This window comes from Curtobacterium sp. VKM Ac-2861 (assembly GCF_013204965.1).
Taxonomy (GTDB): Bacteria; Actinomycetota; Actinomycetes; order Actinomycetales; family Microbacteriaceae; genus Curtobacterium.
The window spans coordinates 721,830-747,921 of the sequence record NZ_JABMLA010000001.1; the positions used below are offsets into that span (position 1 = coordinate 721,830).

General features: G+C 71.3%; 22 protein-coding genes and 1 tRNA gene. 5 read left to right on the forward strand and 18 right to left on the reverse strand.

What is annotated here, in order from left to right; all coding sequences use genetic code 11:
* Positions 1–25 precede the first annotated feature (25 nt).
* Positions 26–943 (reverse strand): SDR family NAD(P)-dependent oxidoreductase, encoded by a 918-nt coding sequence (locus HQQ88_RS03295; protein ID WP_173168605.1) that lies wholly within the window; start codon positions 941–943, stop codon positions 26–28.
* Positions 933–3,005, reverse strand: coding sequence for an excinuclease ABC subunit UvrB (gene uvrB, locus HQQ88_RS03300; protein ID WP_123671869.1), 2,073 nt, complete (start codon positions 3,003–3,005; stop codon positions 933–935). Before uvrB ends, HQQ88_RS03295 begins: the two co-directional genes overlap by 11 nt.
* A 193-nt stretch (positions 3,006–3,198) precedes the next feature.
* On the opposite strand from uvrB, the gene HQQ88_RS03305 reads away from it, so the two are divergent.
* Positions 3,199–4,527 carry an MFS transporter gene (locus HQQ88_RS03305; RefSeq protein WP_173168607.1) on the forward strand — a complete coding sequence of 443 codons (1,329 nt, stop codon included), beginning with the start codon at positions 3,199–3,201 and terminating at the stop codon, positions 4,525–4,527.
* Between the two features lie 290 nt (positions 4,528–4,817).
* Here HQQ88_RS03305 and HQQ88_RS03310 read toward each other — a convergent pair whose 3' ends face one another.
* The 6 genes from HQQ88_RS03310 to HQQ88_RS03335 all read right to left on the reverse strand — a co-directional run bounded on the left by HQQ88_RS03310 (position 4,818) and on the right by HQQ88_RS03335 (position 12,591).
* Entirely contained in the window at positions 4,818–6,017 is a 1,200-nt protein-coding gene (locus HQQ88_RS03310; RefSeq protein ID WP_173168608.1) for an acyltransferase, read from the reverse strand.
* Positions 6,014–7,516: an AMP-binding protein gene (locus HQQ88_RS03315; RefSeq protein ID WP_173168609.1), complete on the reverse strand. Its 1,503-nt coding sequence runs from the start codon at positions 7,514–7,516 to the stop codon at positions 6,014–6,016. The genes HQQ88_RS03310 and HQQ88_RS03315 overlap by 4 nt, the downstream gene beginning before the upstream one ends.
* A 22-nt stretch (positions 7,517–7,538) precedes the next feature.
* On the reverse strand, positions 7,539–8,582 hold the full coding sequence (locus HQQ88_RS03320) for a hypothetical protein (RefSeq protein WP_173168610.1): 1,044 nt from the start codon (positions 8,580–8,582) through the stop codon (positions 7,539–7,541).
* A complete protein-coding gene (gene coaE / locus HQQ88_RS03325) occupies positions 8,579–9,181 on the reverse strand; it encodes a dephospho-CoA kinase (RefSeq protein ID WP_123294363.1) in 603 nt (200 codons plus the stop codon). The genes HQQ88_RS03320 and coaE overlap by 4 nt, the downstream gene beginning before the upstream one ends.
* A gap of 91 nt (positions 9,182–9,272) precedes the next feature.
* Complete coding sequence (rpsA, locus tag HQQ88_RS03330) at positions 9,273–10,751, reverse strand: 30S ribosomal protein S1 (protein WP_111083948.1); 1,479 nt, start codon at positions 10,749–10,751, stop codon at positions 9,273–9,275.
* A 160-nt stretch (positions 10,752–10,911) separates the two neighbouring features.
* A complete protein-coding gene (locus HQQ88_RS03335) occupies positions 10,912–12,591 on the reverse strand; it encodes a DUF885 domain-containing protein (RefSeq protein ID WP_173168611.1) in 1,680 nt (559 codons plus the stop codon).
* Positions 12,592–12,680: 89 nt separating this feature from the next.
* On the opposite strand from HQQ88_RS03335, the gene HQQ88_RS03340 reads away from it, so the two are divergent.
* Positions 12,681–13,466 carry a VOC family protein gene (locus HQQ88_RS03340; RefSeq protein WP_173168612.1) on the forward strand — a complete coding sequence of 262 codons (786 nt, stop codon included), beginning with the start codon at positions 12,681–12,683 and terminating at the stop codon, positions 13,464–13,466.
* Between the two features lie 85 nt (positions 13,467–13,551).
* On the opposite strand, the gene polA is transcribed toward HQQ88_RS03340, so the two are convergent.
* The gene (gene polA / locus HQQ88_RS03345) at positions 13,552–16,221 is read right to left on the reverse strand and encodes a DNA polymerase I (protein ID WP_173168613.1); all 2,670 of its coding nucleotides are present in this window, start codon (positions 16,219–16,221) and stop codon (positions 13,552–13,554) included.
* Positions 16,222–16,321: 100 nt separating this feature from the next.
* Here polA and HQQ88_RS03350 point away from each other — a divergent pair, with 100 nt between their 5' ends.
* Complete coding sequence (locus HQQ88_RS03350; protein WP_131846571.1) at positions 16,322–16,690, forward strand: PaaI family thioesterase; 369 nt, start codon at positions 16,322–16,324, stop codon at positions 16,688–16,690.
* A 7-nt stretch (positions 16,691–16,697) separates the two neighbouring features.
* Here the strand turns inward: HQQ88_RS03350 and HQQ88_RS03355 are convergent, their stop codons facing one another.
* From HQQ88_RS03355 to HQQ88_RS03375, 5 genes are all read right to left on the reverse strand, one after another.
* On the reverse strand, positions 16,698–17,168 hold the full coding sequence (locus tag HQQ88_RS03355; RefSeq protein ID WP_173168614.1) for a GNAT family N-acetyltransferase: 471 nt from the start codon (positions 17,166–17,168) through the stop codon (positions 16,698–16,700).
* Positions 17,169–17,373: 205 nt separating this feature from the next.
* Positions 17,374–17,979, reverse strand: a complete 606-nt coding sequence (locus tag HQQ88_RS03360) for an ANTAR domain-containing response regulator (protein WP_071291723.1) — start codon at positions 17,977–17,979, stop codon at positions 17,374–17,376.
* A 74-nt stretch (positions 17,980–18,053) separates the two neighbouring features.
* Positions 18,054–18,135, reverse strand: a tRNA-Leu gene (locus HQQ88_RS03365).
* Between the two features lie 12 nt (positions 18,136–18,147).
* The gene (locus HQQ88_RS03370) at positions 18,148–19,656 is read right to left on the reverse strand and encodes a HAMP domain-containing sensor histidine kinase (protein WP_173168615.1); all 1,509 of its coding nucleotides are present in this window, start codon (positions 19,654–19,656) and stop codon (positions 18,148–18,150) included.
* The gene (locus HQQ88_RS03375) at positions 19,653–20,336 is read right to left on the reverse strand and encodes a response regulator (RefSeq protein WP_243648773.1); all 684 of its coding nucleotides are present in this window, start codon (positions 20,334–20,336) and stop codon (positions 19,653–19,655) included. The genes HQQ88_RS03370 and HQQ88_RS03375 overlap by 4 nt, the downstream gene beginning before the upstream one ends.
* A 147-nt stretch (positions 20,337–20,483) precedes the next feature.
* Here HQQ88_RS03375 and HQQ88_RS03380 point away from each other — a divergent pair, with 147 nt between their 5' ends.
* Positions 20,484–20,966: a hypothetical protein gene (locus HQQ88_RS03380; RefSeq protein WP_173168616.1), complete on the forward strand. Its 483-nt coding sequence runs from the start codon at positions 20,484–20,486 to the stop codon at positions 20,964–20,966.
* Between the two features lie 79 nt (positions 20,967–21,045).
* Here HQQ88_RS03380 and HQQ88_RS03385 read toward each other — a convergent pair whose 3' ends face one another.
* From HQQ88_RS03385 to HQQ88_RS03395, 3 genes are read right to left on the reverse strand one after another with little or no spacing between them, the layout of a single operon-like run.
* On the reverse strand, positions 21,046–22,224 hold the full coding sequence (locus HQQ88_RS03385) for a helix-turn-helix domain-containing protein (protein WP_173168617.1): 1,179 nt from the start codon (positions 22,222–22,224) through the stop codon (positions 21,046–21,048).
* Between the two features lie 52 nt (positions 22,225–22,276).
* Positions 22,277–22,675 carry a DUF779 domain-containing protein gene (locus tag HQQ88_RS03390; protein WP_111083940.1) on the reverse strand — a complete coding sequence of 133 codons (399 nt, stop codon included), beginning with the start codon at positions 22,673–22,675 and terminating at the stop codon, positions 22,277–22,279.
* Positions 22,675–24,216: an aldehyde dehydrogenase family protein gene (locus tag HQQ88_RS03395; RefSeq protein ID WP_173168618.1), complete on the reverse strand. Its 1,542-nt coding sequence runs from the start codon at positions 24,214–24,216 to the stop codon at positions 22,675–22,677. The genes HQQ88_RS03390 and HQQ88_RS03395 overlap by 1 nt, the downstream gene beginning before the upstream one ends.
* A gap of 182 nt (positions 24,217–24,398) precedes the next feature.
* On the opposite strand from HQQ88_RS03395, the gene HQQ88_RS03400 reads away from it, so the two are divergent.
* Positions 24,399–24,938 (forward strand): HdeD family acid-resistance protein, encoded by a 540-nt coding sequence (locus HQQ88_RS03400; protein ID WP_165901426.1) that lies wholly within the window; start codon positions 24,399–24,401, stop codon positions 24,936–24,938.
* 3 nt (positions 24,939–24,941) lie between these two features.
* On the opposite strand, the gene HQQ88_RS03405 is transcribed toward HQQ88_RS03400, so the two are convergent.
* On the reverse strand, positions 24,942–26,027 hold the full coding sequence (locus HQQ88_RS03405) for a VIT1/CCC1 transporter family protein (RefSeq protein WP_367916970.1): 1,086 nt from the start codon (positions 26,025–26,027) through the stop codon (positions 24,942–24,944).
* Positions 26,028–26,092: the final 65 nt, after the last annotated feature.

The window sequence follows — 26,092 nt, forward strand, 5'->3', positions numbered from 1 at the left end:
CCGACATCCGCCCGCGAGTCGGTGGTCAGACGAGTGCGTCGAGAGCGAACGCGACCCCGGAACGACGCTCGCTGGCCGTCCAGAGCCGAGCGGCGGCGGTCCGGTCGTGGGCGCGCGGCTCGGCACGGACCACGGCTGCGGGTCCGCGCAGCTGCATCCACCCGGCCGGTCCCCAGTACTCCCCCGAGCGCACGTCCGCGGCGACCGCTGCGTGCACGAGGGGCTCGGCACCGGCGTCCTTGCCCTGGGCGTACAGCCGCTGCGCCGGCCGGGTCCACGCGGGTTCCGGGCGCGACGGTGCGACGTCCGGGCGCTCCGGCGAGAGCGCGTCGAGCGACAGCCCGGGGTGCGCGACCACGCTGGCGACGGACGAACCCGCATCCGCCAACCGCTGGGCGAGTTCGAAGCCGAACAGCATCACCGCGAGCTTGCTGCGGCCGTACTGCCGGTAACTGGAGTAGTGGCCGACGCGGAACGGGTCGTCCGTGTCGAGGCTGGCCCACCGGTGTGCGATCGACCCGAGGTGCACGACGCGACCGCTGCGCCGTTCGAGCAGCGGCATCGTCAGCGCCGTCCAGGCGAAGTGCCCCAGGTGGTTCGTGCCGATCTGCAGCTCGGTGCCCTGTGCGGTGGTGCTCGGGGTCGAGGCCCCGACGACACCGGCGTTGTTCACGATCGCGTCGACGCCGTCCGGTTCGAGGGCCGCGAGCTCGTCGGCCGCGGCACGGACGGAGTCGAGGTCGGCGAGGTCGAGGTGCACGTGCGCCAACGACGCTCCGTCCACGTGCCGCCGGATGCTCTGCTCCGCCGCTGCGGCCCGACCCCGGTCGCGGGTGGCGAGCACGACCCGGTGCCCCGACGCGGCGAGCTGCTCGGCCGCGTGGTACCCGAGGCCCGCGCTCGCCCCGGTGACGACGACCGTGCGACGACCGTCAGCTGACATGCCCGGCCGACTCCATCTGCCGCAGCGCCTTCTTCAGGTCCTGCACCTCGTCACGGAGTCGCGCGGCGAGCTCGAACTTCAGCTCGGCCGCCGCCTGCAGCATCTGGTCGTTGAGGTCGCCGATCGTCGCCTCGAGCTGGGTCGCGCCCTCGCCCGCGATGCCGCCGCGCTTCAGGTTGGGCGTGGGCGAGCGGCGACCGTCGGCGCCGGGACGACCCTGCAGCAGCGCCTTGGTGTCGTCGTTCTCGCGCTGCAGCACCTCGGTGATGTCGGCGATCTTCTTGCGGAGCGGCTGCGGGTCGATGCCGCGCTCCAGGTTGTACGCGACCTGCTTCTCGCGACGACGATCGGTCTCCTCGATCGCGGTCTTCATCGAGTCGGTCATCTTGTCGGCGTACATGAGCACCTGGCCCGACACGTTGCGGGCCGCGCGACCGATCGTCTGGATGAGCGACGTGGACGACCGCAGGAAGCCTTCCTTGTCGGCGTCGAGGATGGCCACCAGGGACACCTCGGGCAGGTCGAGGCCTTCTCGAAGCAAGTTGATGCCGACGAGCACGTCGTAGACGCCCTGTCGCAGTTCGGTCAGGAGCTCGACGCGCTTGAGCGTGTCGACGTCGGAGTGCAGGTACCGCACCCGCACACCGGCGTTGCCGAGGAAGTCGGTCAGCTCTTCCGCCATGCGCTTCGTCAGGGTCGTGACGAGCACGCGCTCGTCCTTGTCGACGCGCTGCTTGATCTCCTCGAGCAGGTCGTCGATCTGGCCGTCGCTCGGCTTCACGACGATCTCGGGATCGACGAGGCCGGTCGGGCGGATGATCTGCTCGACGACGCTGTCCGTGATGCCGAGCTCGTACCGACCGGGCGTCGCCGACAGGAAGACCTTCTGCCCGACGCGGTCGAGGAACTCCTCGAACCGCAGCGGACGGTTGTCGAGCGCGCTCGGCAGCCGGAATCCGTGGTCGACGAGGGTGCGCTTGCGCGAGGCGTCGCCTTCGTACATCGCGCCGATCTGCGGCACGGTGACGTGCGACTCGTCGATGACGATGAGGAAGTCGTCGGGGAAGTAGTCGATGAGGCAGTGCGGTGCCTCGCCCGCGACGCGGCCGTCCATGTGCCGCGAGTAGTTCTCGATGCCCGAGCAGAAGCCGATCTGCTCCATCATCTCGATGTCGAACGTCGTGCGCATGCGGAGCCGCTGGGCCTCGAGCAGCTTGCCCTGTCCCTCGAGCTCGGCCAGGCGCTCGGCGAGCTCCGCCTTGATGTCGACGATGGCGCGGTGCATGACGTCGGTGTCGGCGACGTAGTGCGACGCCGGGAAGATCGACACGGCGGGCAGGTCGTCGATCACGTTGCCGGTCAGCGGGTGCAGGGACGAGAGCGCTTCGACCTCGTCGCCGAACATCTCGATCCGGATGGCGTGCTCTTCGTACATCGGGATGATCTCGATGGTGTCGCCGCGCACGCGGAAGGTACCGCGGGCGAAGTCGACGTCGTTGCGCTGGTACTGCATCGAGACGAACTTGCGCACGAGCTGGTCGCGCGAGATCGTCTGCCCGACGTGCAGTGCCACCGAGGCGTTCATGTACTGCTCGGGTGTGCCGAGGCCGTAGATGCAGGACACCGTCGACACCACGACGACGTCGCGCCGGCTGAGCAGCGAGTTGGTCGTCGAGTGCCGGAGCCGCTCGACCTCGGCGTTGACCGAGGAGTCCTTCTCGATGAAGGTGTCCGTCTGCGGGACGTACGCCTCGGGCTGGTAGTAGTCGTAGTACGACACGAAGTACTCGACCGCGTTGTTCGGCATCAGACTGCGGAACTCGTTCGCCAACTGCGCGGCGAGGGTCTTGTTGTGCGCGAGCACGAGTGTCGGCCGCTGCACCTGTTCGATGAGCCACGCGGTCGTCGCCGATTTGCCCGTACCGGTCGCACCGAGCAGCACGACGTCGGTCTCACCGGCGTTGATGCGCCCGGCGAGCTCGGCGATGGCCGCAGGCTGGTCGCCACTCGGCGTGTACTCGCTGATGACCTCGAACGGACGTACCGCTCGGGTCGGTTCGATCGCAACACCCATGGGATCAACGGTAGTCGGCACCCCTGACACCGGCGCCCCTGCTCGCCCTGGGCGTATCGTCCTCGCCAAGCAGCCTCCAAGTCCGCTGATAACCAGCGGGCATAGCGTCCGGTCCGTTCAGCAACCCGATCGCTCCGCACGTCCCCGACGAGCCAGCACGAGCCACACCCGAAGAGGCCCCATGACGACGGCGACCCCCGCCGCACCGACGAAGGGCACCCCGTTCCGCGGACGCATCCGCGGACGAGTGCTCCTCCTGCTCTGCTTCATGTACGCGATCTCGTACATCGACCGGACGAACATCTCGACGGCGCTGCCGCACATCACCGAGGAGTTCGGCTTCAACGAGGCCACCGCGGGCCTGATCGTGTCCGCGTTCTCACTGCCCTACGCGCTGTTGCAGGTCTTCGGCGGCACGATCAGCGAGAAGTTCGGACCGCGCAAGGCCCTCTTCGTCATCACCGTGGTGTGGGGCGTCGCGACACTGTGGACCGGCTTCGCGGTCGGCTTCTGGACCCTGTTCGCGGCCCGGGCGCTCCTCGGGCTCAGCGAGGCCGCGGCGTTCCCGACCGCGACCCAGGCCATGACCCGCTGGATCCCCCGCGACCGCAACGGCTTCGCGCAGGGCGTCGTGCACTCCGCGGCCCGGCTCGGCAACGCGCTGGCCCCGCTGCTCGTCGCCTGGGTGATCGGTTCGACGGGCAGCTGGCGGTGGGCGTTCTTCGCCACAGCGGTCCTGTCCTTCGCCTGGGGCATCGTCTGGTTCGTCTGGTTCCGCGACAAGCCCGAGTCCACGAAGGGCATCACGCAGGTCGAGATCGACGAGCTCCCGCCCGTCGAGACGCGTGCGACCCGTCCGCCGGTGCCGTGGCGGCAGATGGCGCGGCAGATCCTGCCGGTGACCTTCGTCGACTTCGGCTACGGCTGGACCCTCTGGGTGTTCCTCACGTGGCTGCCGACGTTCCTCAGCTCGACCTACGGGCTCGAGATCGGCGACTTCGCGCTGTTCACCACGCTCATCCTGCTCGCCGGCGTCGTCGGGGACACGGTCGGCGGCATGCTCAGCGACCGGATCATCCACCGCGGCGGCAACACCCGGAACGCCCGACGGACCGTCCTGGTGATCGGACTCGGCGGGTCGCTCGTCTGCCTCATCCCGCTCGTCATCGGGCAGGGCCTGCTCGTCGCGACGATCTCGCTCGCGCTGTCGTTCTTCTTCCTGGAGCTCTGCAACGCGAACCTCTGGGCGATCCCGATGGACGTCGCCCCGCAGTGGTCCGGCACCGCGTCCGGCTTCATGAACACCGGCTTCGGCATCGCCGGCGTGGTCTCCCCGATCGTCTTCGGGCTGCTCATCGACGCGTCCGGCTGGCAGCTGCCGTTCGCCCTGTCGTGCGTGCTGCTCGGCGCCGCGGCGGTCGTCGCGTGGTTCATGAAGCCGCGGCGGCTCACGTCGACGAACGGCGTCCTCGAGGTCGGCACCCCCGCCGCCGAGCAGCGCGCCGTCTGACCCGCGACGCGCGCTGTCAGCGGCACGCCGTGCCGGATCGGGCGTACCTGGTCGAGAGGAACGACCAGGTACGCCCGATTCCGCTGTCCGCAACGGAACCCGCCGGGCGTGCGCGCGGCCCTGGTGGTCCCCACGAGGCGGACGGGAGGCCCGGGTCCAGGCCGACCCGCGCCTCCCGTCCGCCGCGCAGCGCGTCCACCGCCCCGAGGCGGATCCGACACCGCGCACAGCGAGCAGGAACGGGCGTCCCTGGTCGGGAGGACCGACCAGGGACGCCCGGAACGCGCGGGTCAGCGCTGCGGGCTGCGCGCCCGACGCTGGGCGCGGGACGCGAGCGACGGCCGGCCGGTGAGCGGCACGCTCAGCGGGGTCCACCGGAACGCCTCGGTGACCGCCACGGACAGCACCACCACGAGCAGGTACGTGACGAGCGTCAGCCACGGCCGCGGCACCACGGCCTCGAGCCAGCTGTCGCCGTAGAGCAGGATCCAGATCAGGAACGGGTGGCTCAGGAAGATCCCGAACGACCGGTCCGAGGCGTAGTCGACGAAGCGCGCGACCGAGCTGCCGGGGCGCCGACGATCCGCCCAGCGCGCACCGATCGCCAGGAAGCCCACGAACACCGCGGTGCTCCACACGGCCTCGATCGGTTGCAGTGGCGTGCCGGCGGCGTAGAGCGACTGGCCGAGGGCGACCTGGAGCGCCCAGACGCCGAGCGTCAGCGCGCCGACGCCGGCGAACGCCCAGAGCACGGCCCGGCGGTGCACCCGGATGAACCGGAGGAACGCGTCGGCGTGGTCGGCGGCGATCGCCCCGGAGACGATGAAGAACACGTACGAGAAGAAGAACTGCTTCTGGTAGCCGTGCAGCCAGGCGTCGCTCGCCGGGAAGTACTTGTAGCCGGCGAACACGACGAGCTGCACCACCAGCGCCACGACGAGCGTCGTGACGTGGTGCCCGCGGGTCTTCCGGACCAGCCACACGATGACCGGCAGCAGCAGGTACACCTGCATGGTCACGAGCAGGAAGTACAGGTGGTACCAGGACGTGCCGGTGACGATGCCCTCTGCGAGGGTGCGCACCAGGTCGGGCACGTCGCCCCGACGGGTGCTGCTGAGGAGCCAGCTCGAGCCGACGTACACGAACGACCACGCCAGGTACGGCACCCCGACGAGCAGGAACCGCTTCGGCCAGAACTGCGCCATCGGCCGCGGTCGCAGCGTGTAGCTGTAGACGAGCACGAACGCCGTCAGCGAGAAGAAGACGAGCCGGGTGAAGTGCAGCAGGGCGAGCAGCGCGTTCAGGCCGACGTCGTCGGAGGCGGCGGTGTGGCTGGTGGTGTGCACGCCGATGACGCAGGCGAAGGTCAGGATCCGGAGGACGTCGACCTCGTACAGGTGGCGTGGCTTGCCCGCCGCGGTGCGGGTCGGGGTCTGGACCTGCGGCTGCGGCTGGGCCTGCGGCTGTGGCTGCGGCTGCACGCCGGTCACGACGGCTGCGCCATCGTCCGCACCTTCGCTCGCTGCACCTTGCCGGTGGGCGCACGCGGCAGGTCGGGGACCACGATGATCTCCACGGGGCGGCGGAAGCGGGTCAGGTGGGCCTCGGCGCGCGCGGTCAGGTCGGCGACGAGCGCAGCGGCGTCCGCTGCGTCCGCTGCGTCCTGCTGCAGGATCACGTACGCCACCGGGACGGCCCCGAGCACGTCGTCCGGCCGCCCGACCACCACGGCTTCGAGCACCCGGGGGTCGCCGAGCAGGACGTCCTCGACCTCGGAGGGGTAGACCTTCTCGCCGCCACGGTTGATGACGTCGTCGGAGCGTCCGGCGAGCGAGACCCAGCCGTCCGCAGCGACGGACCCCACATCTCCCGTGCTCAGCCAGCCGTCGGCGTCGAAGCGGTCGGGAGCGCGCCCGAACAGGTAGCGCCCGACGATCCCCGGGCCGCGCACCCACAGCGCACCGACCTCGTCGGCGGGCAGGGCTGCGCCGTCCTCGTCGCGTGCCTGCACCTCGGACCCGACGGGCACGCCGACGGTCCCGGGGCGAGCAGGCGCGTCCAGCGGTGTCGCGGTGATCTGCGACGCACCTTCGGTCATCCCCCAGCTCACGACGAGCGGGACGTCCCCGAGTGCCGTGCGCACCGGGTCCGGCAGCGGTGCCGAAGCGCTCCGGACGAACCGGAGGCCCTCCGGGAAGTCCAACGGCCCGGTCTTCGCGAGCACGGCGAGGATCGCCGGCACCGCGTTCAGCCAGGTGATGCGCCGCTCGGCGAGCAGTTCCCAGAACCCGGTCCGCCGGAAGCGCACGTCGAGCACGAGCGTCGCCCCGGCGACGAGCGTCGCCAACAGGCCGACGACCTCGGCGTTGACGTGGAACAACGGCAGCGAGTTGAACCCGCGGTCGCGGCCGGTCAACCCGTTGTGCCGCGCGACCGCCCGCGCGACGAACAGCAGCTGCGACTCCGGCAGCTCGACGCCCTTCGGAGCGCCGGTCGACCCGGAGGTGAAGAGCACTACGGACCCCTCGCCCGGTGCGTCCGGGCTCTGCGTGGGCACGTCACCGTCACGGACGACTGCCGGGAGGAACGTGGCCGCGTCGACCCCGCTGGCGGGCACTCCGGGGACGGTCCCGTCCACGGCGCGGTCCGACACCATGATCGAGGCCCCGCCGATCAGGTCGGCGAGACGGGCCGGCTCGGTCGCCGGCTGTCCGGTGTCCACCGGGACGGCACGGCGCCCGGTCGCCACGGCGGTCAGGTGCACCACGGCGAACGCGAGGGGGTCGCCGACGTCGACGAGGACGGCTCCGGAGGCGGGGACGCCGATCGCGTCGAACGTCGCGGACCAGGCGGTCACGGCGTCCTCGAGCGCTCGGTAGGTCAGGACGCGCGCAGAACGGGCGTCCTCCAGGTAGGGGCGCTCGGGGCTCTCCGCCGCGCGGTCGCGGATGAGCGAGCGCAGGTCGGGTTCTCCGTCGACGGGCTGCACCAGCAGAGGCTATTGCGCGAGCCTATGAGCCGTCAGAGGGGAACCGGTGCAGCATCCACTGCCAGAGCGCGGTCATCCGGGGTTCCCCGTCCGGTCCGAGCGGCGTGGAGTCCTTGATGATGAACGAGTGCGCCTTCCCCCGGCCCCGGACGTCGGTCAGGATCGCGTGCGGGTCCGCGCCGGCGAGCGGTGGATCGGTGTCCGTCCGGAAGGGGCCGTTGACGCCGTCGAGCCCGAGGACCCGCCACGACCCGGTGATCCGCGGGCCGAAGGTGTCGCGGACGTCGTCGACGGCGTACATCCGGGCGACGGGGGTCTTGCCGGGGCGGTTCATCCACGCCGCGTGCGACGGCCCCCGTGACTCGACGGGCGACGAGAACATCAGCGCGCCGCGGACGGACCGGATGTGCGCGATGTACGCCGCCTCGCCGCCGCCCTGGGAGTGTCCGGCCACGACGATGTCCTGCCAGGCGATGTCGTCGTCACCCTGCACGAAGCGGCCCCACCCGCCGTCGGGGTCGTGGTCGTCGAGGTAGGCCACCGCGTCACGGAAGCGCGACACGATCGACCCGGCGGGCGTCACCGAACTGAACTCGGACTGGCGGGTGCCGTCGAACCGGTTGCGCTGCACCATGCCGTAGCAGCGGGCGTCGGCCTCGCAGGTGCCGGACAGGGTGCGACCGAGGTTCCAGTAGTCCAGCCCGAGTACGTGGTACCCGTCCGCCAGGGCCTGCCCGAGGAACCGCTGGTACTCCGCCGGGCGCGACCTCGTGGCGGGCAGGAACAGCAGCAGGGGGCCGTCCGCCGAGGTGCGGGCGGCGAAGTCGTCGCGGTTCGGGGTGAGTCGCTCGCCGTTGACGGTTCCGAGACGGAAGCGGTGGAACTCCCCCTCGGGTCCGCGCTCGTCGCCCGACGGTGGCTCGTCGGCGTGCGAGCGGTCGATCGTGGGGACGCGGCCCTCGTCCTCGATGCGCTGCGCACCGAGCAGGTTCGCTGCCACCAGCGCACCGCCGCCGATCGCGACGAGCACGATCGCGGCGAGGACGAGCAGCAGACGGTGCTTCACGAGGTGATCCGCGACCACACCTCGTCGGCCGATCGGATCGTCTGGTCGAGGGTGCCCGTCGCGTCGACGACGTGGTCGGCGAGTGCGAGTCGGTCGGCGTCGCTCGCCTGTGCGGCCACCCGGCGCTCGGCCTCGTCGCGTTCCATGGCACGGTGCTCCACCAGCCGCTCGATGCGCTGCGCAGCGGGGGCGTCGACGACCACGACCGCATCGAACCGGAGCGGGCGGGATCCGCGGGCCTCGGCGAGCAGGGGTACGTCGTACACGACGACCGCGTCCGGGTCGGCGGCCTCGGCCGCGTCGAAGGCACGCTGGGCGAGCCGCCAGACCTCGGGGTGGGTGATCGCCTCGAGGTCCTTGCGTGCCGCCGGGTCGGAGAACACGATCGCTCCGAGCGCGGGACGGTCGAGCGAGCCGTCGGCCGCGATCACCGAATGACCGAAGCGCTCGGCGACCTGCGCGAGCCCGGGGCTGCCGGGTGCGACGGCGTCCCGTGCCAGCCGGTCGGCATCGACGACGATGCCGCCGTGCTCCGCCCACCGCTTGGAGACCGTCGACTTGCCCGCGGCGATGCCGCCCGTGAGACCGATGATGCGCACTGCGACAGGCTAACGACCCGCAGCGTGGAAACGCCGGAAGCCCGGCACCCCCTGGGGGATGCCGGGCTTCCGGTCAGCGCGACTCGCTCGATCAGTTGGTCGAGCTGAGCTTCTCGCGGAGCGCCGCCAGCGAAGCGTCGTCGGCGAGGGGGCTTGCACCACCGGTCTCGCTCGAGAACGACGACGAAGAGGAAGCGGACGACGTCGATGCGCCGGCCGGGAGGTCGAAGCCACCCTTTTCCTCGTCGGCGATGGTCTTCGCGACCTGCGCCTTGTGGGCTTCCCAACGACCCTGGGCGGCCGCGTACTGGCCCTCCCACTCGGTGCGCTGGGTGTCGTAGCCCTCGAGCCACTCGTTCGTCTCCGGGTCGAAGCCGTCCGGGTACTTGTAGTCACCCTTGTCGTCGTACTCGGTCGGCATGCCGTAGAGCGCCGGGTCGAACTCGGTGCCCTCGGGGTCCACGCCCTCGTTCGCCTGCTTGAGGCTGAGCGAGATGCGGCGACGGTCGAGGTCGATGTCGATGATCTTGACGAAGACCTCGTCGTTGACCGAGACGACCTGCTCGGCGAGCTCGACGTGCTTGTTCGAGAGCTCGGAGATGTGCACCAGGCCCTCGATGCCGTCGGCAACGCGGACGAAGGCACCGAACGGGACGAGCTTCGTGACCTTGCCCGGTGCGATCTGACCGATCGCGTGGGTGCGGGCGAAGACCTGCCACGGGTCCTCCTGCGTCGCCTTGAGCGAGAGCGACACGCGCTCACGGTCCAGGTCGACCTCGAGGATCTCGACGGTGACTTCCTGACCGACCTCGACGACCTCGCTGGCGTGCTCGATGTGCTTCCAGCTGAGCTCGGAGACGTGGACGAGACCGTCGACGCCGCCGAGGTCCACGAACGCACCGAAGTTGACGATCGAGGACACGATGCCCTTGCGGACCTGGCCCTTGTGCAGGTTGTTGAGGAACGTGGTCCGGGACTCGGACTGCGTCTGCTCGAGGAGCGCACGGCGCGACAGGACCACGTTGTTGCGGTTCTTGTCGAGCTCGAGGATCTTCGCCTCGATCTCCTGGCCGAGGTACGGCGTGAGGTCGCGGACGCGACGGAGCTCGATGAGCGAGGCGGGGAGGAAGCCGCGGAGACCGATGTCGACGATCAGGCCACCCTTGACGACCTCGATGACCGTGCCGGTCACGACGCCGTCGGACTCCTTGATCTTCTCGACGTCGCCCCATGCGCGCTCGTACTGCGCACGCTTCTTGGACAGGATGAGGCGACCTTCCTTGTCCTCCTTCTGGAGGACCAGGGCCTCGACCTCGTCGCCGACCTTGACGACCTCGTTGGGGTCGACGTCGTGCTTGATCGAGAGCTCGCGCGAGGGGATGACGCCCTCGGTCTTGTAACCGACGTCGAGGAGGACCTCGTCGCGGTCGATCTTCACGACGGTGCCGGAGATGAGATCACCGTCGTTGAAGAACTTCAGGGTCTTCTCGACCTCGGCCAGGAAGTCATCAGCCGAACCGATGTCGTTGATGGCGACCTGCTTAGGAGCCTTGGTCGTAGTGGTTGTCATGTAGAGATTGCTCCGAACGGACATGAGTCGGGCCGTGGCGTGCGGGGAGTCGAGACCCCCGTGGTGCTCCGCCGTGGCGATTGATTGAGTGGCGCGGATTGCGCCGCACAAGTCTAACCGCACCGGCGGAGCCCCCACAACCGGGCGTGTCACCCGCGCGTCAGCCGAGCAGCGCGCTCCGCAGCGTGTCGAGACCGATGCTGCCGAGGGCGAGCGCACGACGGTGGAACGACTTCAGGTCGAAGTCGGCGCCTTCGCGGGCGGCGACCTCGTCGCGGATCGACTCCCACACGCGCTGGCCCACCTTGTACGACGGCGCCTGTCCGGGCCACCCGAAGTACCGCGCGACCTCGAACTGCACGAACGCGTCGTCCATGTTCACGTTCTCGCGCATGAAGTCGAGGGCGTACTCCCACGTCCAGCCGCCGCCGTCCGGGTTGGTCTTCTGCAGGTGCACGCCGATGTCGAGCACCACGCGGGCGGCACGCATGCGCTGGCCGTCGAGCATGCCCAGCCGGTCGCCGTCGTCGTCGAGGAACCCGAGCTGCTCCATCAGGCGCTCGGCGTAGAGCGCCCAGCCCTCGACGTGCCCGGACGATCCGGACAGCTGGCGGCGCCACGTGTTCAGCTCACCGCGGTTGTAGACGCCCTGGCTGATCTGCAGGTGGTGCCCGGGGACGCCCTCGTGGTAGACCGTCGTCTTCTCGCGCCAGGTGCCGAACTCGGTGACGCCCTCGGGCACCGACCACCACATCCGGCCCGCGCGCGAGAAGTCGTCGGACGGCCCGCTGTAGTAGATCCCGCCTTCCTGCGTCGGGGCGATGCGGCACTCCAGCCGGCGGATCGGCTCCGGGATGTCGAAGTACGTGCCGGCCATCGCCGCGACGGAGGCGTCGCTCGTCTCCTGCATCCAGCGCTGCAGGGCGTCCGTGCCGTGCAGGATCCGCGACGGGTCGGTGTCCAGCACCTCGATCGCCCGGGCCACGCTGGCACCCGGTTCGATCCGGTCCGCGATCCGCTCCTGCTCGTCACGCATGCGGGCGAGTTCCTCGAGGCCCCACTCGTACGTCTCGTCCAGGTCGACGACGGCACCGAGGAACCGGCGGGAGTGCAGCTCGTAGGCCTCGCGCCCGACGGCGTCGACCGGGGTGGCGAGCGGCAACAGCTCGTGCTCGAGGAACTGCCCGAGGCTCCGGTACGCGGCCGACGCGACCTCGGCCCCGCGGGTCAGCTCGGCACGGAGCGAGTCCGGCACGGGAGAGCCGTCGTCGAACGCCGCACCCTCGGCGAGCCGGCGGAAGAAGCCGTCCTCGGCACCGTTGCGGGCGGCCTGTTCCGCGACCAGGGCGACCTGCCGCTTCGCCGGGGTCACGTCCTCGCGCGTGCCCTCGAGCAGGGTCTCGCGGATGCCCTCGAGCGCGTCCGGCAGCGCGTGCAGTCGGCTGGCGACGTCGTGCCAGTCCGACTCGGTCGCCGTCGGCATCAGGTCGATGATCTCGCGGACCGACTGGGCCGGGCTCGCGATCACGTTGAGGTCGCGGAGGTGCAGCTTCCGCGCGTACGACTCCTGCACCAGGTCGAGTTCGGCGCCGAGGTCCGCCTTCGTGACCTCGTCGACGGGGTCCACCGCGACCGCAGCGTCGAGCGTGCGCTTCGCGGCCCGTGCTGCGTCGGCCAGGGCGGCCGCGCCGGCGGGCGAGGTGTCGCCGTACTCCCCCGTGCGACCCGGCACACCGATGTACGTGGCCGTCGTCGGGTCGAGGTCGACGAGGGTGGCGACCCATCCCTCGGCCACGTGGTCGACGGCGGTCTGCTGGCGGACGGGACGCTCTTCGCTCATGCTCCGACCCTACCGACCGGCTCGGACGACGGACAGCGGTCCTAGGATCGTGACCACCGGGACCGTCCGGTCAGAGGAAAGGATGTTGCATGTCCGAACACGATGGTCGCTGGACCGAGGGCACGCCCTGCTGGTCCGACCTGGGTGTGCCCGACGTGGACGCGGCCCGCACCTTCTACACCGAGGTGTTCGGGTGGCACGTCGAGGACGGCCCCGCCGAGGCCGGTGGGTACGTCACGGCGCTCCTCGGTGGCCGCCCGGTCGCCGGGATCGGTCCTCTCACGGGCGAGGGACAGCCACCGAGCTGGACGGCGTACCTCGCCACCGACGACGTCGATGCCATCACCGCTCGCGTCATCACCGCAGGCGGCAGCGTCCTGACACCCGCGTTCGACGTGCTCGATGCCGGTCGGATGGCGATCGCCGCCGACCCGACGGGTGCGGTCGTGGGACTCTGGCAGGCAGGGGCGCACGACGGCTCCGGTCGGGTCAACGAGCCCGGTGCTCCGTGCTGGGCCGAGGTGCACACGCGCGACGCCGAGGCGGCGAAGGCCTTCTACACGGCCCTGTTCGGCTGGTCGTACGACGTGTTCGGCGATCCGTCGGAGCCCTACGCCTCGGCGAAGCTGCCCGGAGCGCCCGCCGAGGCCGACCCGGTCGCCGGCGTCTTCGCGCCACCAGGCGGCCTGCCGGAGGGCGTCCCGGCGTACTGGTTGACGTGGTTCGGCTCGGACGACACCGACGGGACCGTCGACTTGGCCGTTCAGCGGGGCGGGACCGCCCTGATGGAACCGTTCGACAGCCCGTTCGGGCGCTCGGCGATCGTGCTCGGCCCCCAGCGCGAGGTGTTCGGCGTCGTCGCGATGCCGGCCTGAGGGCCAGGCCACGAACGGACGGGAGGCCCGGTGCCAGCTGGCACCGGGCCTCCCGTCCGTTCTGTGGTCGCGTCGCGACCCGCGGTCAGTGCGCCGCGCTCTCCCAGTTCGCGCCGAGACCGACCGAGACGTCGAGCGGCACGGTGAGTTCGGCGGCGTTGCCCATCCGGGTGCGCAGGATCTCCTCGACGCGGTCCTGTTCGCCGGGCGCGACCTCGAGGATGAGCTCGTCGTGCACCTGGAGCAGCAGGTGCGACTCGAGTCCGCCGTCGCGCAGGTCTTGGTCGACGCCGAGCATCGCGATCTTCATGATGTCGGCCGCCGAGCCCTGGATCGGCGCGTTCAGCGCAGCGCGCTCCGCGTTCTCGCGCAGCACGCGGTTCGGGCTCTTCAGGTCCGGGAACGGGCGGCGACGACCGAAGATCGTCTCGGTGTAGCCGTCCTCGCGCGCTTGCTCGACGACGTTGCGCAGGTAGTCGCGCACGGCGCCGAACCGGGCGAAGTACTCGGTCATGAGCGTCCGGGCCTCGGACTGCTCGATGCGGAGCTGCTTCGACAGCCCGAACGCGCTCAGCCCGTAGGCCAGGCCGTACGACATCGCCTTGACCTTGGTGCGCATCTCGGCGGAGACCTCGGCTGGCTCGACACCGAACACCCGGGCGCCGACGAAGCGGTGCAGGTCCTCGCCCTCGTTGAAGGCCTGGATGAGACCGGGGTCACCGGACAGGTGCGCCATGATGCGCATCTCGATCTGCGAGTAGTCGGCCGTGATGAGCGTCGTGTACGGCTCCGCGACGGCGAACGCCGACCGGACCCGGCGTCCGACCGCGGTCTTCACCGGGATGTTCTGCAGGTTCGGGTCGGTCGACGAGATGCGGCCGGTGCTGCTGCCGGTCTGCTCGTACCGGGTGTGGATGCGCCCGTCGACGATCGCAGCGTCGAGCGTGTCGACGATCTGGCGGAGCTTCGTGGCGTCGCGGTGCTGCAGCAGCAGGCCGAGGAACGGGTGCGGGTGCTGCTCCTGCAGGTCGGCCAGGCTCGCGGCGTCGGTCGAGAACCCGGTCTTCGTCTTGCGGGTCTTGGGCATCGCGAGCTCGGTGAACAGGACTTCCTGCAGCTGCTTCGGGGAACCGAGGTTCACCTCGTGCCCGATCTCGGCGAACGCCTGCTGCGCCAGGTCGGCGGCACGCTCCCCCAGTTCCTTCGACAACCCCGTGAGCACCGGTCGGTCGATGCCGACACCGATCGTCTCCATGCTCGCGAGCACCGACACCAGCGGGAGCTCGATGTCGTCGAGGACCTTGAGCGACGACTCGTCGATCCGGGCACGGAGCGCCGTGGTGACCCGCAGGACGAACCACGCGTGCACGCCGACGTTGACCGGGTCGGTCTCCGGCACGAGCTGGTTCGGGTCGGCGGTGGGGAGCTCTTCGCCGAGCTCCTGGTAGACGAGGTCGGCCAGCGGCTGCCCCTGCTTGCCGGGCTGGGCGAGCCACCCCGTGATGCGGGCGTCGCCGGCGATGCCGTTCACGACGAAGCCCGCGGTCGCGAGCACCTTGATCGCGGTCTTGGCGTCGTGGAAGTGCTTCGGAGCGGCGGAGGCGAACCACGCCGAGAGCTGCTCGTAGTCCTTCGCGCCGCTGCCACCGGGCACCTGGACGGCGTCGTCGTGGGTGGCGATGCCGATGGTGCTGAGTCGGCCGTCGATGACCTCGACCGCGACGCCGTAGCCGTTCGCCGCCTCGGAAGCGTTGCGGCGCTCGAGCCAGTACCCGAGTTCCTCGTCGATCAGGGTCTTCACCGACGGCGGGGTCGCGGCGCCGTCGGTCACCCCGCCCTCGGCCGGCTGCTCGGACGGCTCACCGGAGCCGGCGACCTTGAAGACGCGGTCGAGCAGCGTGCGGAACTGCAGCTTGGCGAACAGCTCACGCACGGCGGTCTCGTCGAGGGGACGGAGCGCGACGTCGGCCGGACCGACGGGCAGTTCGACGTCGGTGACCAGGCGGTTGAGCCGGCGGTTGCGGACGGCACGGTCCCGCTGCTCGCGCAGGTTGTTGCCGACGACTCCCTTGATCTCGTCGGCGTGCTCGAGGACCCCCTCGAGCGAGCCGTACTGCGTGACCCACTTGACCGCGGTCTTCTCGCCGACCTTGTCGATGCCGATCAGATTGTCGCTGGTCTCGCCGACGAGCGCGGCGATGTCCGGGTACTGGTGCGGCTCGATGCCGTAGCGCTCGTACACCTTGTCGCGGTCGTACCGGGTGAGCTCGGAGACGCCACGGACCGACGGGTACAGCAGCGTCACGTCGTCGTTGACGAGCTGGATGGCGTCGCGGTCGCCGGAGACGACGTACACCTGGTACCCCTGCGCAGCACCCTGGGACGACAGGGTCGCGAGGATGTCGTCAGCCTCGTAGTCCTCCTTCGTCACGGTGGTGATGCCCATCGCCTCGAGCGCCTGCTGCAGCAGCGGGATCTGCCCCTTGAACTCGGCCGGGGTCTCGGAGCGGGTGCCCTTGTACGCCTCGTACTCACGGGTGCGGAACGAGAACCGGGAGATGTCGAACGCAACCGCCAGGTGCGTCGGCTTTTCGCGCTGCAGGAGCATGAGCAGCATCGAGATGAAGCCGTGGATGGCGTTCGTGTGCTGCCCGTCGCGGTTCACGAAACTGTCGACCGGCAGCGCGTAGAAGGCCCGGAAGGCGAGCGAGTGGCCGTCGATGACCATGAGGGTAGGCTTTGCGGAGTCCGACACCCGGACAGCCTACCGACGCCATCCGACACGGGAGTTCGAGCGCGTGACCGACGAAGCCACCATCACCGGGAACGTCGACGAGCGGCTCGCGGCCCGCGGGATGGGTGAGCTGGCCACCAAGATGGGCATGGTCATCACCGAGATGTCGGCCGACCGCGCCGTCGGCAGCATCCCGGTCGAGGGCAACCGTCAACCGGTCGGCCTGCTGCACGGGGGCGCCTACGTCGTCCTCGCCGAGAGCCTCGGTTCGATGGCCGCCAACGTGCACGCCGGCGAGGGCCGCTACGCCGTCGGCATCGAGCTGAACGCCTCGCACACCCGGAGCGCCACGTCCGGCACCGTCACCGGTGTCTGCACCGCGATCCACCTCGGCAACACGCTCACCACGCACGAGATCGTGCTCACTGACGACCAGGGGCGCCGCTGCTCCACCGTCCGCATCACCAACCTCATCCGCGAGGCACGCTGACCCGTCGTCAGTCCTCGGGCGGACGCTGCAGCAGCAGCCGTGCGTCGCCGAAGCCGAGCCGCCGGTAGAGCCGCTCCCCGTCGACGCTCGAGTGCACCGAGGTCCGCTCGACGCCGAGGTCGTCCGCGATGTCGAGCAGCGCGGTGACGAGTCGTCCGGCGACGCCGAGCCCGCGCAGGTCGGGGTGCACGTAGACGGTCTGCACGTCGGCGGTCAGGCGTCGCCCCGGCCGGTCCGGGGTCGGCGGCCGGGCGACGAGTCCGAGCCACGCCATGCCGAGCACCGCACCGTCGCGCTCTGCGACGACACACCGGTGCGTGTCCGGGTGTTCGCGGGCGAAGGCCGTCATGGCCGCGCGGTAGTCGTCCGGCGTCGCGGCCGGCTCGGCGCCGCCCTCGCCGACACTCCACCGCCACCGCAGGTCGGCCACCGCCGGCATGTCCTCAGGCCGGGAGGCCCGGATCACCACGTCGTCCACGGCTCCAGCCTGCCAGGTGGTCGCCTCCACCGCCCCACGCGCCCGTGGCCGCCAGTGCATGCGTCCGCACACTCCGACAGAACGCGCGTCGATCAACCGGTGGCTTGTCGGAACATGCACACGCACCGAGCGCCCCACGCGCCCGGGAACGCAGCAGCGCCGCCGGACCGGGGTCCGACGGCGCTGGTGTGAGCGACGGGTGGTGCTACTTCTTGGCGCTGAGCTGCTCGATGATCGCCTTGGCGACGTCGTGCATCGTCAGGCGGCGGTCCATCGAGGCCTTCTGGATCCAGCGGAACGCCTCGGGCTCGGTGAGGCCCATCTTCTCGTTGAGCAGGCCCTTGGCGCGGTCGACGAGCTTGCGGGTCTCGAAGCGCTCGACGAGGTCGGCGACCTCGGCCTCGAGCGTGATGATCTGCTGGTACCGCGAGAGGGCGATCTCGATCGCGGGGAGCAGGTCGTTCGGGGTGAACGGCTTGACCACGTAGGCCAGCGCGCCGGCCTCGGTCGCACGCTCGACGAGGTCCTTCTGGCTGAACGCCGTGAGGAGGACCACCGGAGCGATGTGGTTCTTGGACAGCTTCTCGGCTGCGGAGATGCCGTCGAGCTGGGGCATCTTGACGTCCATCACGACGAGGTCGGGACGGAGGTCGGTGGCGAGCTGCACGGCGGTCTCGCCGTCGCCGGCCTCGCCGACCACGTCGAACCCGTTGTCGCGGAGGATCTCGACGATGTCGAGGCGGATGAGCGACTCGTCCTCGGCGACGACGACGCGGCGCGGTGCTGTTGCAGTTGCTTCTGTGTCACTCACAGCCGCAAGCCTACTAGACGTCAGAAGTGCTTCATGTCAGCACACGGCGATCCGTGGACAGAACAGTCGCCTTGTACGAGTGGCGGGACTTGAACCCGCACGCCGTGAGGCAGAGCATTTTGAGTGCCCCGTGTCTGCCGATTCCACCACACTCGCGAGGCCTCCAGGCTAGCAGGGCCCCCGCCCCTCGACCGCCGCCGGCAGCCGCAGGTCGAACACCGCACCGCCGAGCACGTCGCCCTCGCCGCCTTCGTTGTCGTCGGCGTGCTGCAGGGACCCGCCGTGCGCCTCGGCGATGCCCCGTGCGATCGGCAGGCCCAGTCCGGCCCCGCCGGAACGGGCGTCGCGAGCGGCCTCGAGGCGGACGAGTCGGTCGAACACCCGCACGCGGTCCTGGGCCGGGATGCCCGGACCATCGTCCGCCACCCGGAGCACGGGGCCCGCTCCCCGGTCGTCGAGGGAGACGACGATGCGGCCTGCGGGTCCGGCAGCGCGGGCGGCGTTGTCGACGAGGTTGCCGACGACCTGGGCGAGCCGCTCGGCATCGACATCGGCGCACACGGGCCGCTCGGGCACCACGATCTCGAGTGCGACGAACGGCAGCCGCACCCGCAACCGGTCGCCCTCCGCCACCAGGAAGGGGCCGAGGTCCACCGGTCGTCGGTCGAGCTCGATCCCCCGGTCGAGCCGAGCCATCGTGAGCATGTCCTCGATGAGCCGTGCGGCTCGGTCGGCCTGGCGGACGACGTGCACGGCGAGCACCTCGCGCGTGGCGACGTCGCCGCCACCGTCGCGCACGAGCGTGTCGGCCGCTGCCCGGACCCCCGCGACCGGCGTCCGCAGCTCGTGCGCGGCGTCGGAGAGGAACGAGCGGACCCGTGCCTCCGCGGCGACGGCCTCGCGCTCCGCGCCCTCGACGGCGTCGAGCATCTCGTCCATGGCGACGGCGACGCGGCCGATCTCGGTGTCCTGCCGAGAGGGTCGGAGTCGCCGTCCGCGGTCGCCGCCCGCGATCGACCGCGCGGTCGTCGCCATCTCGTCGAGCGGCCGCAGGGACCGGCGGACGACGAGCACCACCCCGAGGACGGCGACCCCGAGGAACGCCGCGGAGGCACCGCCCATCACCCAGCCGAGCTGCACCAGGGTGTCCTGCACGTCGCGGGTTCCGACGGTCAGCGTGATGCGGGTGCCGTCGTCGAGTCGGCTCACGAGGGTGAGCACCCCGTCGTCCTCGCGCACGGACGACGACGTGACCGTGGCGCCGTCCGCGGTGGTCGTCGGCGTCGCAACGGCCGTGGGTGTCGTCCCACCGACGAGTCCGCTGCCGCGCGGCGCCGTCGCCGGCAGACCGCCAGGGTCCGGCGGACCCGTCCGCAGCTGGTCCGGCGTCGGACCGGCCTCGACGGCCCCGCCGTCCGGCCGGACGATGCGCACCGACAGCCCCTGCGCGGAGAGCCGGTCGGCGAGGTCCTCGGCGTCGACGGTCCCGACGAGCGCCGCGGCGGCCGACGCCCGGTCACGGAGCCGGTCCTCGGCCTGGGCACGCAGTCGGATGCCGAGCAGCACCTCGACGGCGACCGCCAGCCCGGCGAGCAGCACCGCGAGCAGGACCACGATCGCGACGCCCGTGCGCAGCCGCAACGAGGTCGTGCGGAGCGCACCGTCGTGGACCCTCACGCCGCCGTCCGCTCGTCGCTCAGCCGGTACCCGAGGCCGCGGACGGTGTGCACGAGCCGCGGCCCGTGCGCCTCCATCTTGCGTCGGAGGGCGCTGAGGTGGACCTCGACGACGTTCGCCGCGACGTCGTCGTAGCCCCACACCTGCGTCGTGATCTGCCCCTTCGACACGGTGCGGCCCCGGCTCTCGGCGAGGAACCGCAGCAGGCGGAACTCCGTCGCGGTGAGGTCGAGCAGGACCCCGGCACGCCGAGCGGTGGCGGCGTCCGGGTCGAGGACGAGGTCGCCGACCTCGACGACCGACGGGATCCGCCCGCGCCGCCGGAGCACCGCCGTCACCCGCGCAACCAGCTCGGCCATCGCGAACGGCTTCACCACGTAGTCGTCGGCACCCTCGGCGAAGCCGCGCAAGCGCTCGTCGAGCTCGTCCCGCGCGGTCATCATGACGACGGCGGCGTCCGAGGTGGAGCGCACCCGGCCGGCGAGCACGATGCCGCTCGGCCCGGGCAGCATCCAGTCCAACAGGACGAGGTCGGGTGCGGCGCGTCGGAGGTCCTCGACGAGGTCGCGTCCGTCGGATGCCTCGGCGACCAGGAAGCCCTCCGCACGCAGGGTCGTCGCGACGGAGGTCCGGATGGAGTCGTCGTCGTCGACGACCAGGATTCGAGCGGGAACAGGCACGGCGGACACCGTAGGACGCTCCGGCGGCCACCGAGCATGGAGGACGCTGGAGAACCCCTGTGCTTCAGGCATGCTTCAGATTCGGACTCGAGCGTCGTCTCCAGCGGCGGATCACCCGGATCCGCTCGGACACGGAACGGATCCCCCATGCGCGACGAACGAGACGACTCGACCACCACTGCCACCCCGCGACGCGGTGCCCTCCTGCGACGGATCGGCATCGGCACGGCCGCGGCCGCGGTCCTGGTGCTCGGCGGGTTCGGCATCGCCACGGCGAACGCCGCGACGACCACCCCGGCGCCGAGCACCCCGACGGGCGCACCGAGCGGTGCTCCGACCAGCGCGACCACACCGGCTCCGGCTCCGGCCGACGGCGACGCCGCGACGCTGCCCGCTCCGCCCGAGGGCGGCCCCGCGACGGCGCCCGGTTGCACGGCGCTGCCGAAGGCCGGCGCCCCCGCGACGATGCCCGCGCCGCCGAAGGGCGACGAGGGGAAGGCACCCACCCCGCCGAAGGACGGCACGAAGCCCACCGCACCCACTCCGCCGAAGGACGGTGCGAAGCCCACGGCACCCACCCCGCCGGCTCCCGACGCGACCACCACGCCGACGCCGACCTCCGGTTCCTGATCACCAGGCCGGGAGGCGCGCACCGTCGGCGGTCCCGACCGCGCGGGGCGTGCCTCCAGGCCGGGTCGTCCCGACCGGTTCAGGGACCCTCGAGCGCCTCGATCGCCGCCACGAGACCGGCTCGTCGCGGCGACCGCCGCGGCAGGACCGCGAGCAGCGCGCGGAGCACGCGCGCGTCCGCCGCCCCGTCCGGCGTCCGCGCCCACGCCAGCAGCGCCTCGACGCTGCCGTCCGCGACGACCGACTCGCGGAACCGACCGCGCACCAGGTCGCGCACGGCGTCCACGCCCGGCGCAGCCGACCCCGGCAGGACCGGTCCGGTGTACCGGTCGACGGCCTGGAGGCGCGCCCCGCGGTCGAGCGCGGACAGCACGGTGTCGACGTCGGTCGCCATCCCGGTCACCCGGTACGGTCGCGACGTCACGGTCACGCCCGACGCGTGCTCCGCGAGGACCCGTCGGAGCCGCACCACCTCGGCGCGCAGCGTCACGACGGCGCCGGCGTCGCCGTACACGGCGTGCGCGAGGTCGGCGGCCGCCAACCCGTCGGGGTGGGCGGCGAGGACGACCAGGAGCTCGGAGTGCCGCGCGGACAGGTGGACCCGGCGGTCGTGGACGCGCAGGACGGCGGTGTCGGTGCCGAGGACCGTCAGTTCCGCGCCGGGTGCGCGCGGCGTCGACGCGGCGGACGCCGGGAACCGGCTCGCGGCCAGGGCGAGCTGCGCCTCGGCGGCGGCGACGGTGGCCGCGAGGAGCGAGAGGGTGTGCCGTTCGACGGCCCGGTCGTCGCCCGTCAGGTCGAGCACGCCGACGGTGGCACCGTGGGCGTCGTGCACGGGCACTGCGGTGCACGACCACGGCTTGACGGCGTTGGCGTAGTGCTCGTCGGAGCGGATCTGCACCGGCCGGTCGAGCCGCAGGGCGGTACCGGGCGCGCTCGTGCCGACGCGGTCCTCGGCCCAGTCGGCCCCGGGGACGAAGCCCATGTCCTCGGCCGCACGTCGGGCCGTCCGCGCGCCGTCGACCCACACGAGCCGACCGGAGGCGTCGCCGACGGCCAGGACGCAGCCGGCGGACCGGGTGTCGTCGAGCAGCAGGTGCCGGACCACGGGCAGCAGGGTGGCGAGGGGGCCATCCCGGCGGGCGGCGTCGAGCTCATCGTCACCGAGTGCAAGCGATGGCACGCCGTCCGGGTCGACCGCCGCGGACCGTCGCCAGGACGCGGCGACGAGCGGGCGGAGCCGGTCGGGTGCGCGCATGCGTCCTCCGATCGACCCCACCCGCCGCACCGTCGCGACGAGTACGGCCAGCCTACGTCCGGTGCGCGACCGGGACCAGGCCGAGATCCGCCAGCTCGGCGTCGTCGAACATCCGCGACCGGGTCAGGAACCGCTTGCCCTCGGGGCTCTCGACCGAGAACCCGCCGCCGCGACCGTCGACGACGTCGATCGTCAGGTGCGTGTACTTCCAGTACTCGAACTGCGACACCGACATGTACACCTCGACGGGGTCGATGCCGTCGACCTCGAGCGCCCCGAGCAGCACGTCGCCGGAGCCGGTCCGGAACATGCCGACGGGGTAGCACATCGGGCTCGAGCCGTCGCAGCAGCCGCCCGACTGGTGGAACATCAGCGGGCCGTGCCGGGCGGCGAGGGTGCGCAGGAGCTCCCCCGCCGCCGGCGTGACCGCCACGCGTGCGGTGTCGGGCATCAGAAGAAGCCCATCGGTCCGTCGGCGTAGGACACGAGCAGGTTCTTCGTCTGCTGGTAATGGTCGAGCATCATCTTGTGGTTCTCGCGCCCGATGCCGGACTGCTTGTACCCACCGAACGCCGCTCCCGCCGGGTACTGGTGGTACGTGTTCGACCACACGCGTCCGGCCTGGATGTCACGGCCGGCGCGGTACAGCGTGGTGGCCTCGCGGCTCCACACCCCGGCACCGAGTCCGTAGAGGGTGTCGTTGGCCGTGGCGATCGCGTCGTCGTAGCCGCTGAAGGACGTCAGCGCGAGGACCGGACCGAAGATCTCCTCCTGGAAGATCCGCATCGAGTTGACGCCCTCGAACACCGTCGGCGTGACGTAGTACCCGCCGGAGAGCTCCCCGCCGAGGTCCGCGCGCTCCCCGCCGGTGAGCAGCTTCGCGCCCTCCTGCTTGCCGATGTCGATGTAGCTCAGGATCTTCTCGAGCTGGTCGTTCGACGCCTGGGCGCCGATCATCGTGGACAGGTCGAGCGGGTGCCCCTGCTTGACGGCGCGCACCCGGTCGAGGCCGTCGGCGACGAACCCGTCGTAGATCTCCTTCGCCACGAGCGCCCGGGACGGACACGTGCAGACCTCGCCCTGGTTGAGGTTGAAGAAGGTGAAGCCCTCGAGCGCCTTGTCGTAGAACGAGTCCTTCTCGGCGGCGACGTCGGGGAAGAACACGTTCGGGCTCTTGCCGCCGAGCTCGAGCGTCACCGGGATGAGGCTCTGCGAGGCGTACTGCATGATCAGCCGACCGGTGGTGGTCTCGCCGGTGAACGCGATCTTCCGGATGTCCGGGTGCTGGGCGAGTGGTGCGCCGACCTCGATGCCGAAGCCGTTGACGACGTTGAGCACGCCGGCGGGCAGGAGGTCGCGGATGAGCTCGACGAGCACGTGGATCGACGCCGGGGTCTGCTCGGCGGGCTTCAGCACGACGCAGTTGCCCGCGGCCAGGGCCGGTGCGAGCTTCCACACGGCCATCAGGATCGGGAAGTTCCACGGGATGATCTGTCCGACCACGCCGAGCGGTTCGTGGAAGTGGTACGCCACGGTGTCGTGGTCGATCTCGCCGGCCGAGCCCTCCTGCGCGCGGATCGCTCCGGCGAAGTAGCGGAAGTGGTCGATCGCGAGCGGGATGTCGGCGCCGAGGGTCTCGCGGATCGGCTTGCCGTTCTCCCACGTCTCGGCGACGGCGAGCATCTCGAGGTTCTCCTCCATGCGGTCGGCGATCTTGTTGAGGATGACCGCGCGCTCGGCGGCGCTCGTCCGCCCCCAGGCCGGGAACGCCTTCCACCCCGCCGCCACCGCACGGTCGACGTCGGTGGAGTCACCGCGCGCGACCTCGGTGAAGACCTTGCCGGTGACGGGGGTGGGGTTCTCGAAGTACTGGCCGCTCGCCGACGGGACGTACTCGCCGCCGATGAAGTGGTCGTACCGCGATCGGTACTGCACGAGGGAGCCCGGTTCGCCGGGTGCGGCGTAGCTGGTGGGCGATGGTGCGATGGTCATGGTGGTGGCCTTTCGACGACGCTGTCGGGGCACGCACGGTTCGCGTGCTGCTCGCACCGTACGACCGCGGGGGTTGCATCCGGTTGCACGCGCTCGCGCCCGCTCGAGTCCGAGGACCGCACGGGCTCGCCGTCGGCCGGGTAGCGTTCGGGACTCCAGCGGTCCGATCAGGAGGAGTGTCCGTGGATTCTCGTGCCGTCCGCACGTTCCGGGTGTTCGTCGTCGTCACAGCGGTCGTCGCGATCGCCCTGGGGATCGTCGCCATCGTGTGGCCCCGGCCGTCGCTCGTCCTCGTGGCGCTGCTGTTCGGCGTGTACCTCGTCGTCGCCGGCGCCCTGCGGGTCGTGGCTGCGGCGCGCGGGCACGGGACGCCGACGGTGTGGCGGTGGACCTCCGGGATCGTCGGTGCGCTCGTCGCGGTCGCCGGACTCGTCGCGCTGCTCGACCCCGCGATCCCCCTGGTCGTCTACGCCGTGCTCGCCGGGGTCGGCTTCGTGATCGAGGGCATCGTGTCGATCGTGGGCGGCTTCGTCGGCCACCCCGGGTCGTCCCGGGTGCCGACGCTGGTGAGTGGCGTGCTGTCGATCCTCGGCGGCGTCGTCGTGCTCGTCGCGCCCGGCCTCGCGCTCACCGTGTTCATGGTCTTCGCCGGCATCGCCCTCATCGTCGTCGGTGCCGCGGCCCTGCTGCTGCTCCCGCCGCGAGCCGCCGTCCGCCGGTAGACGTCAGGCGGAACCGGTGCCGAACAGCAGCCCGAGCGCGTAGGTCACGACCGCGGCGCCGAACCCGATCGCCAGCTGCCGGAACGCCCGCTTGCCCGGCGACGCACCGCTCAGCACGCCGACGACCGCACCGGTGCCGAGCAGGGCGAGTCCGACGAGCGTGCCGGCGACCGCGATGGCCGCCCACCCCTGCATGCCGAACAGGAACGGCAGCACCGGGATGATCGCGCCCGACGCGAAGAACAGGAAGCTCGACACCGCGGCACTCAGGCCGTTGCCCACTGCCTCGTGGTCGTCGGTGACGGTGACCGGACCGGTCGACGGGTGTCGCTCACCGATCCCGGACAGCACGTGCGCCGCGTGCTCGGTCGCCTCGGCCTCGGACATCCCGCGGGCGCGGTACACCAAGGCTAGCTCGTTCGCGTCGACGTCGAGGTCCGCCACGGCGCGGCCGGCCTCGGGGTGCGGTGCAGATGCCTCGAGCAGTTCGCGCTGCGACCGGACCGACACGTACTCCCCCGCACCCATCGACAGGGCGCCGGCGAGCAAGCCCGCGATGCCGCTCAGCAGGACGAAGTGCCGGTCGGCGCCCGAGGCGCTGATGCCGATGATGAGGGCCAGGTTCGACACGAGTCCGTCGTTGGCGCCGAAGACCGCCGCGCGGAACGTGCCCGACAACCGCATCCGACCGCGGTTCGCGAGCCCGCGCACCACCTCGCCGTGGATGCGCTCGTCGGCCGCCATGCTCGCGGTCGCGTCGTCGTCGTCGGCGTACGGCGAGCGGTCCTCGGCGCGCTGCATCAACGCGAGGACGAACACCGACCCGAAGCGCTTCGCCAGCGTCGCGAGGACCCGTGTGCGCAGACTGCCCCGCTGCGGACGTCCGACGTCGTCACCGAGCAGGTCGAGCCAGTGCTGCTCGTGCCGTCCCTCGGCCTCGGCCAGCGCGGCGAGGATCTCGCGTTCCTCGCCGGACCGCCGCGCGGCCAGGTTCCGGTAGACCGCGCCCTCGGCGCGTTCGTCGGCCAGGTAGCGGCGCCAGCGGCGGGCGTCGGCGCGCGGCGTCGGGTGTTCGGTCTGGAGGCTCACAGCAGCCATCCTGCCGCCTGCGGCCGACAGGTGGCCGCCACCAGGGCCGTGGAGACGCGGCAGGG

Excerpts from the sequence above, each read along its gene's own strand:
- HQQ88_RS03295 (WP_173168605.1), bottom strand. The coding sequence starts at position 943 with ATGTCAGCTGACGGTCGTCGCACGGTCGTCGTCACCGGGGCGAGCGCG.
- HQQ88_RS03305 (WP_173168607.1), top strand. The coding sequence starts at position 3,199 with ATGACGACGGCGACCCCCGCCGCACCGACGAAGGGCACCCCGTTCCGC.
- rpsA (WP_111083948.1), bottom strand. The coding sequence starts at position 10,751 with ATGACAACCACTACGACCAAGGCTCCTAAGCAGGTCGCCATCAACGAC.
- HQQ88_RS03335 (WP_173168611.1), bottom strand. The coding sequence starts at position 12,591 with ATGAGCGAAGAGCGTCCCGTCCGCCAGCAGACCGCCGTCGACCACGTG.
- HQQ88_RS03340 (WP_173168612.1), top strand. The coding sequence starts at position 12,681 with ATGTCCGAACACGATGGTCGCTGGACCGAGGGCACGCCCTGCTGGTCC.
- HQQ88_RS03350 (WP_131846571.1), top strand. The coding sequence starts at position 16,322 with ATGGGTGAGCTGGCCACCAAGATGGGCATGGTCATCACCGAGATGTCG.
- HQQ88_RS03380 (WP_173168616.1), top strand. The coding sequence starts at position 20,484 with ATGCGCGACGAACGAGACGACTCGACCACCACTGCCACCCCGCGACGC.
- HQQ88_RS03385 (WP_173168617.1), bottom strand. The coding sequence starts at position 22,224 with ATGCGCGCACCCGACCGGCTCCGCCCGCTCGTCGCCGCGTCCTGGCGA.
- HQQ88_RS03390 (WP_111083940.1), bottom strand. The coding sequence starts at position 22,675 with ATGCCCGACACCGCACGCGTGGCGGTCACGCCGGCGGCGGGGGAGCTC.
- HQQ88_RS03395 (WP_173168618.1), bottom strand. The coding sequence starts at position 24,216 with ATGACCATCGCACCATCGCCCACCAGCTACGCCGCACCCGGCGAACCG.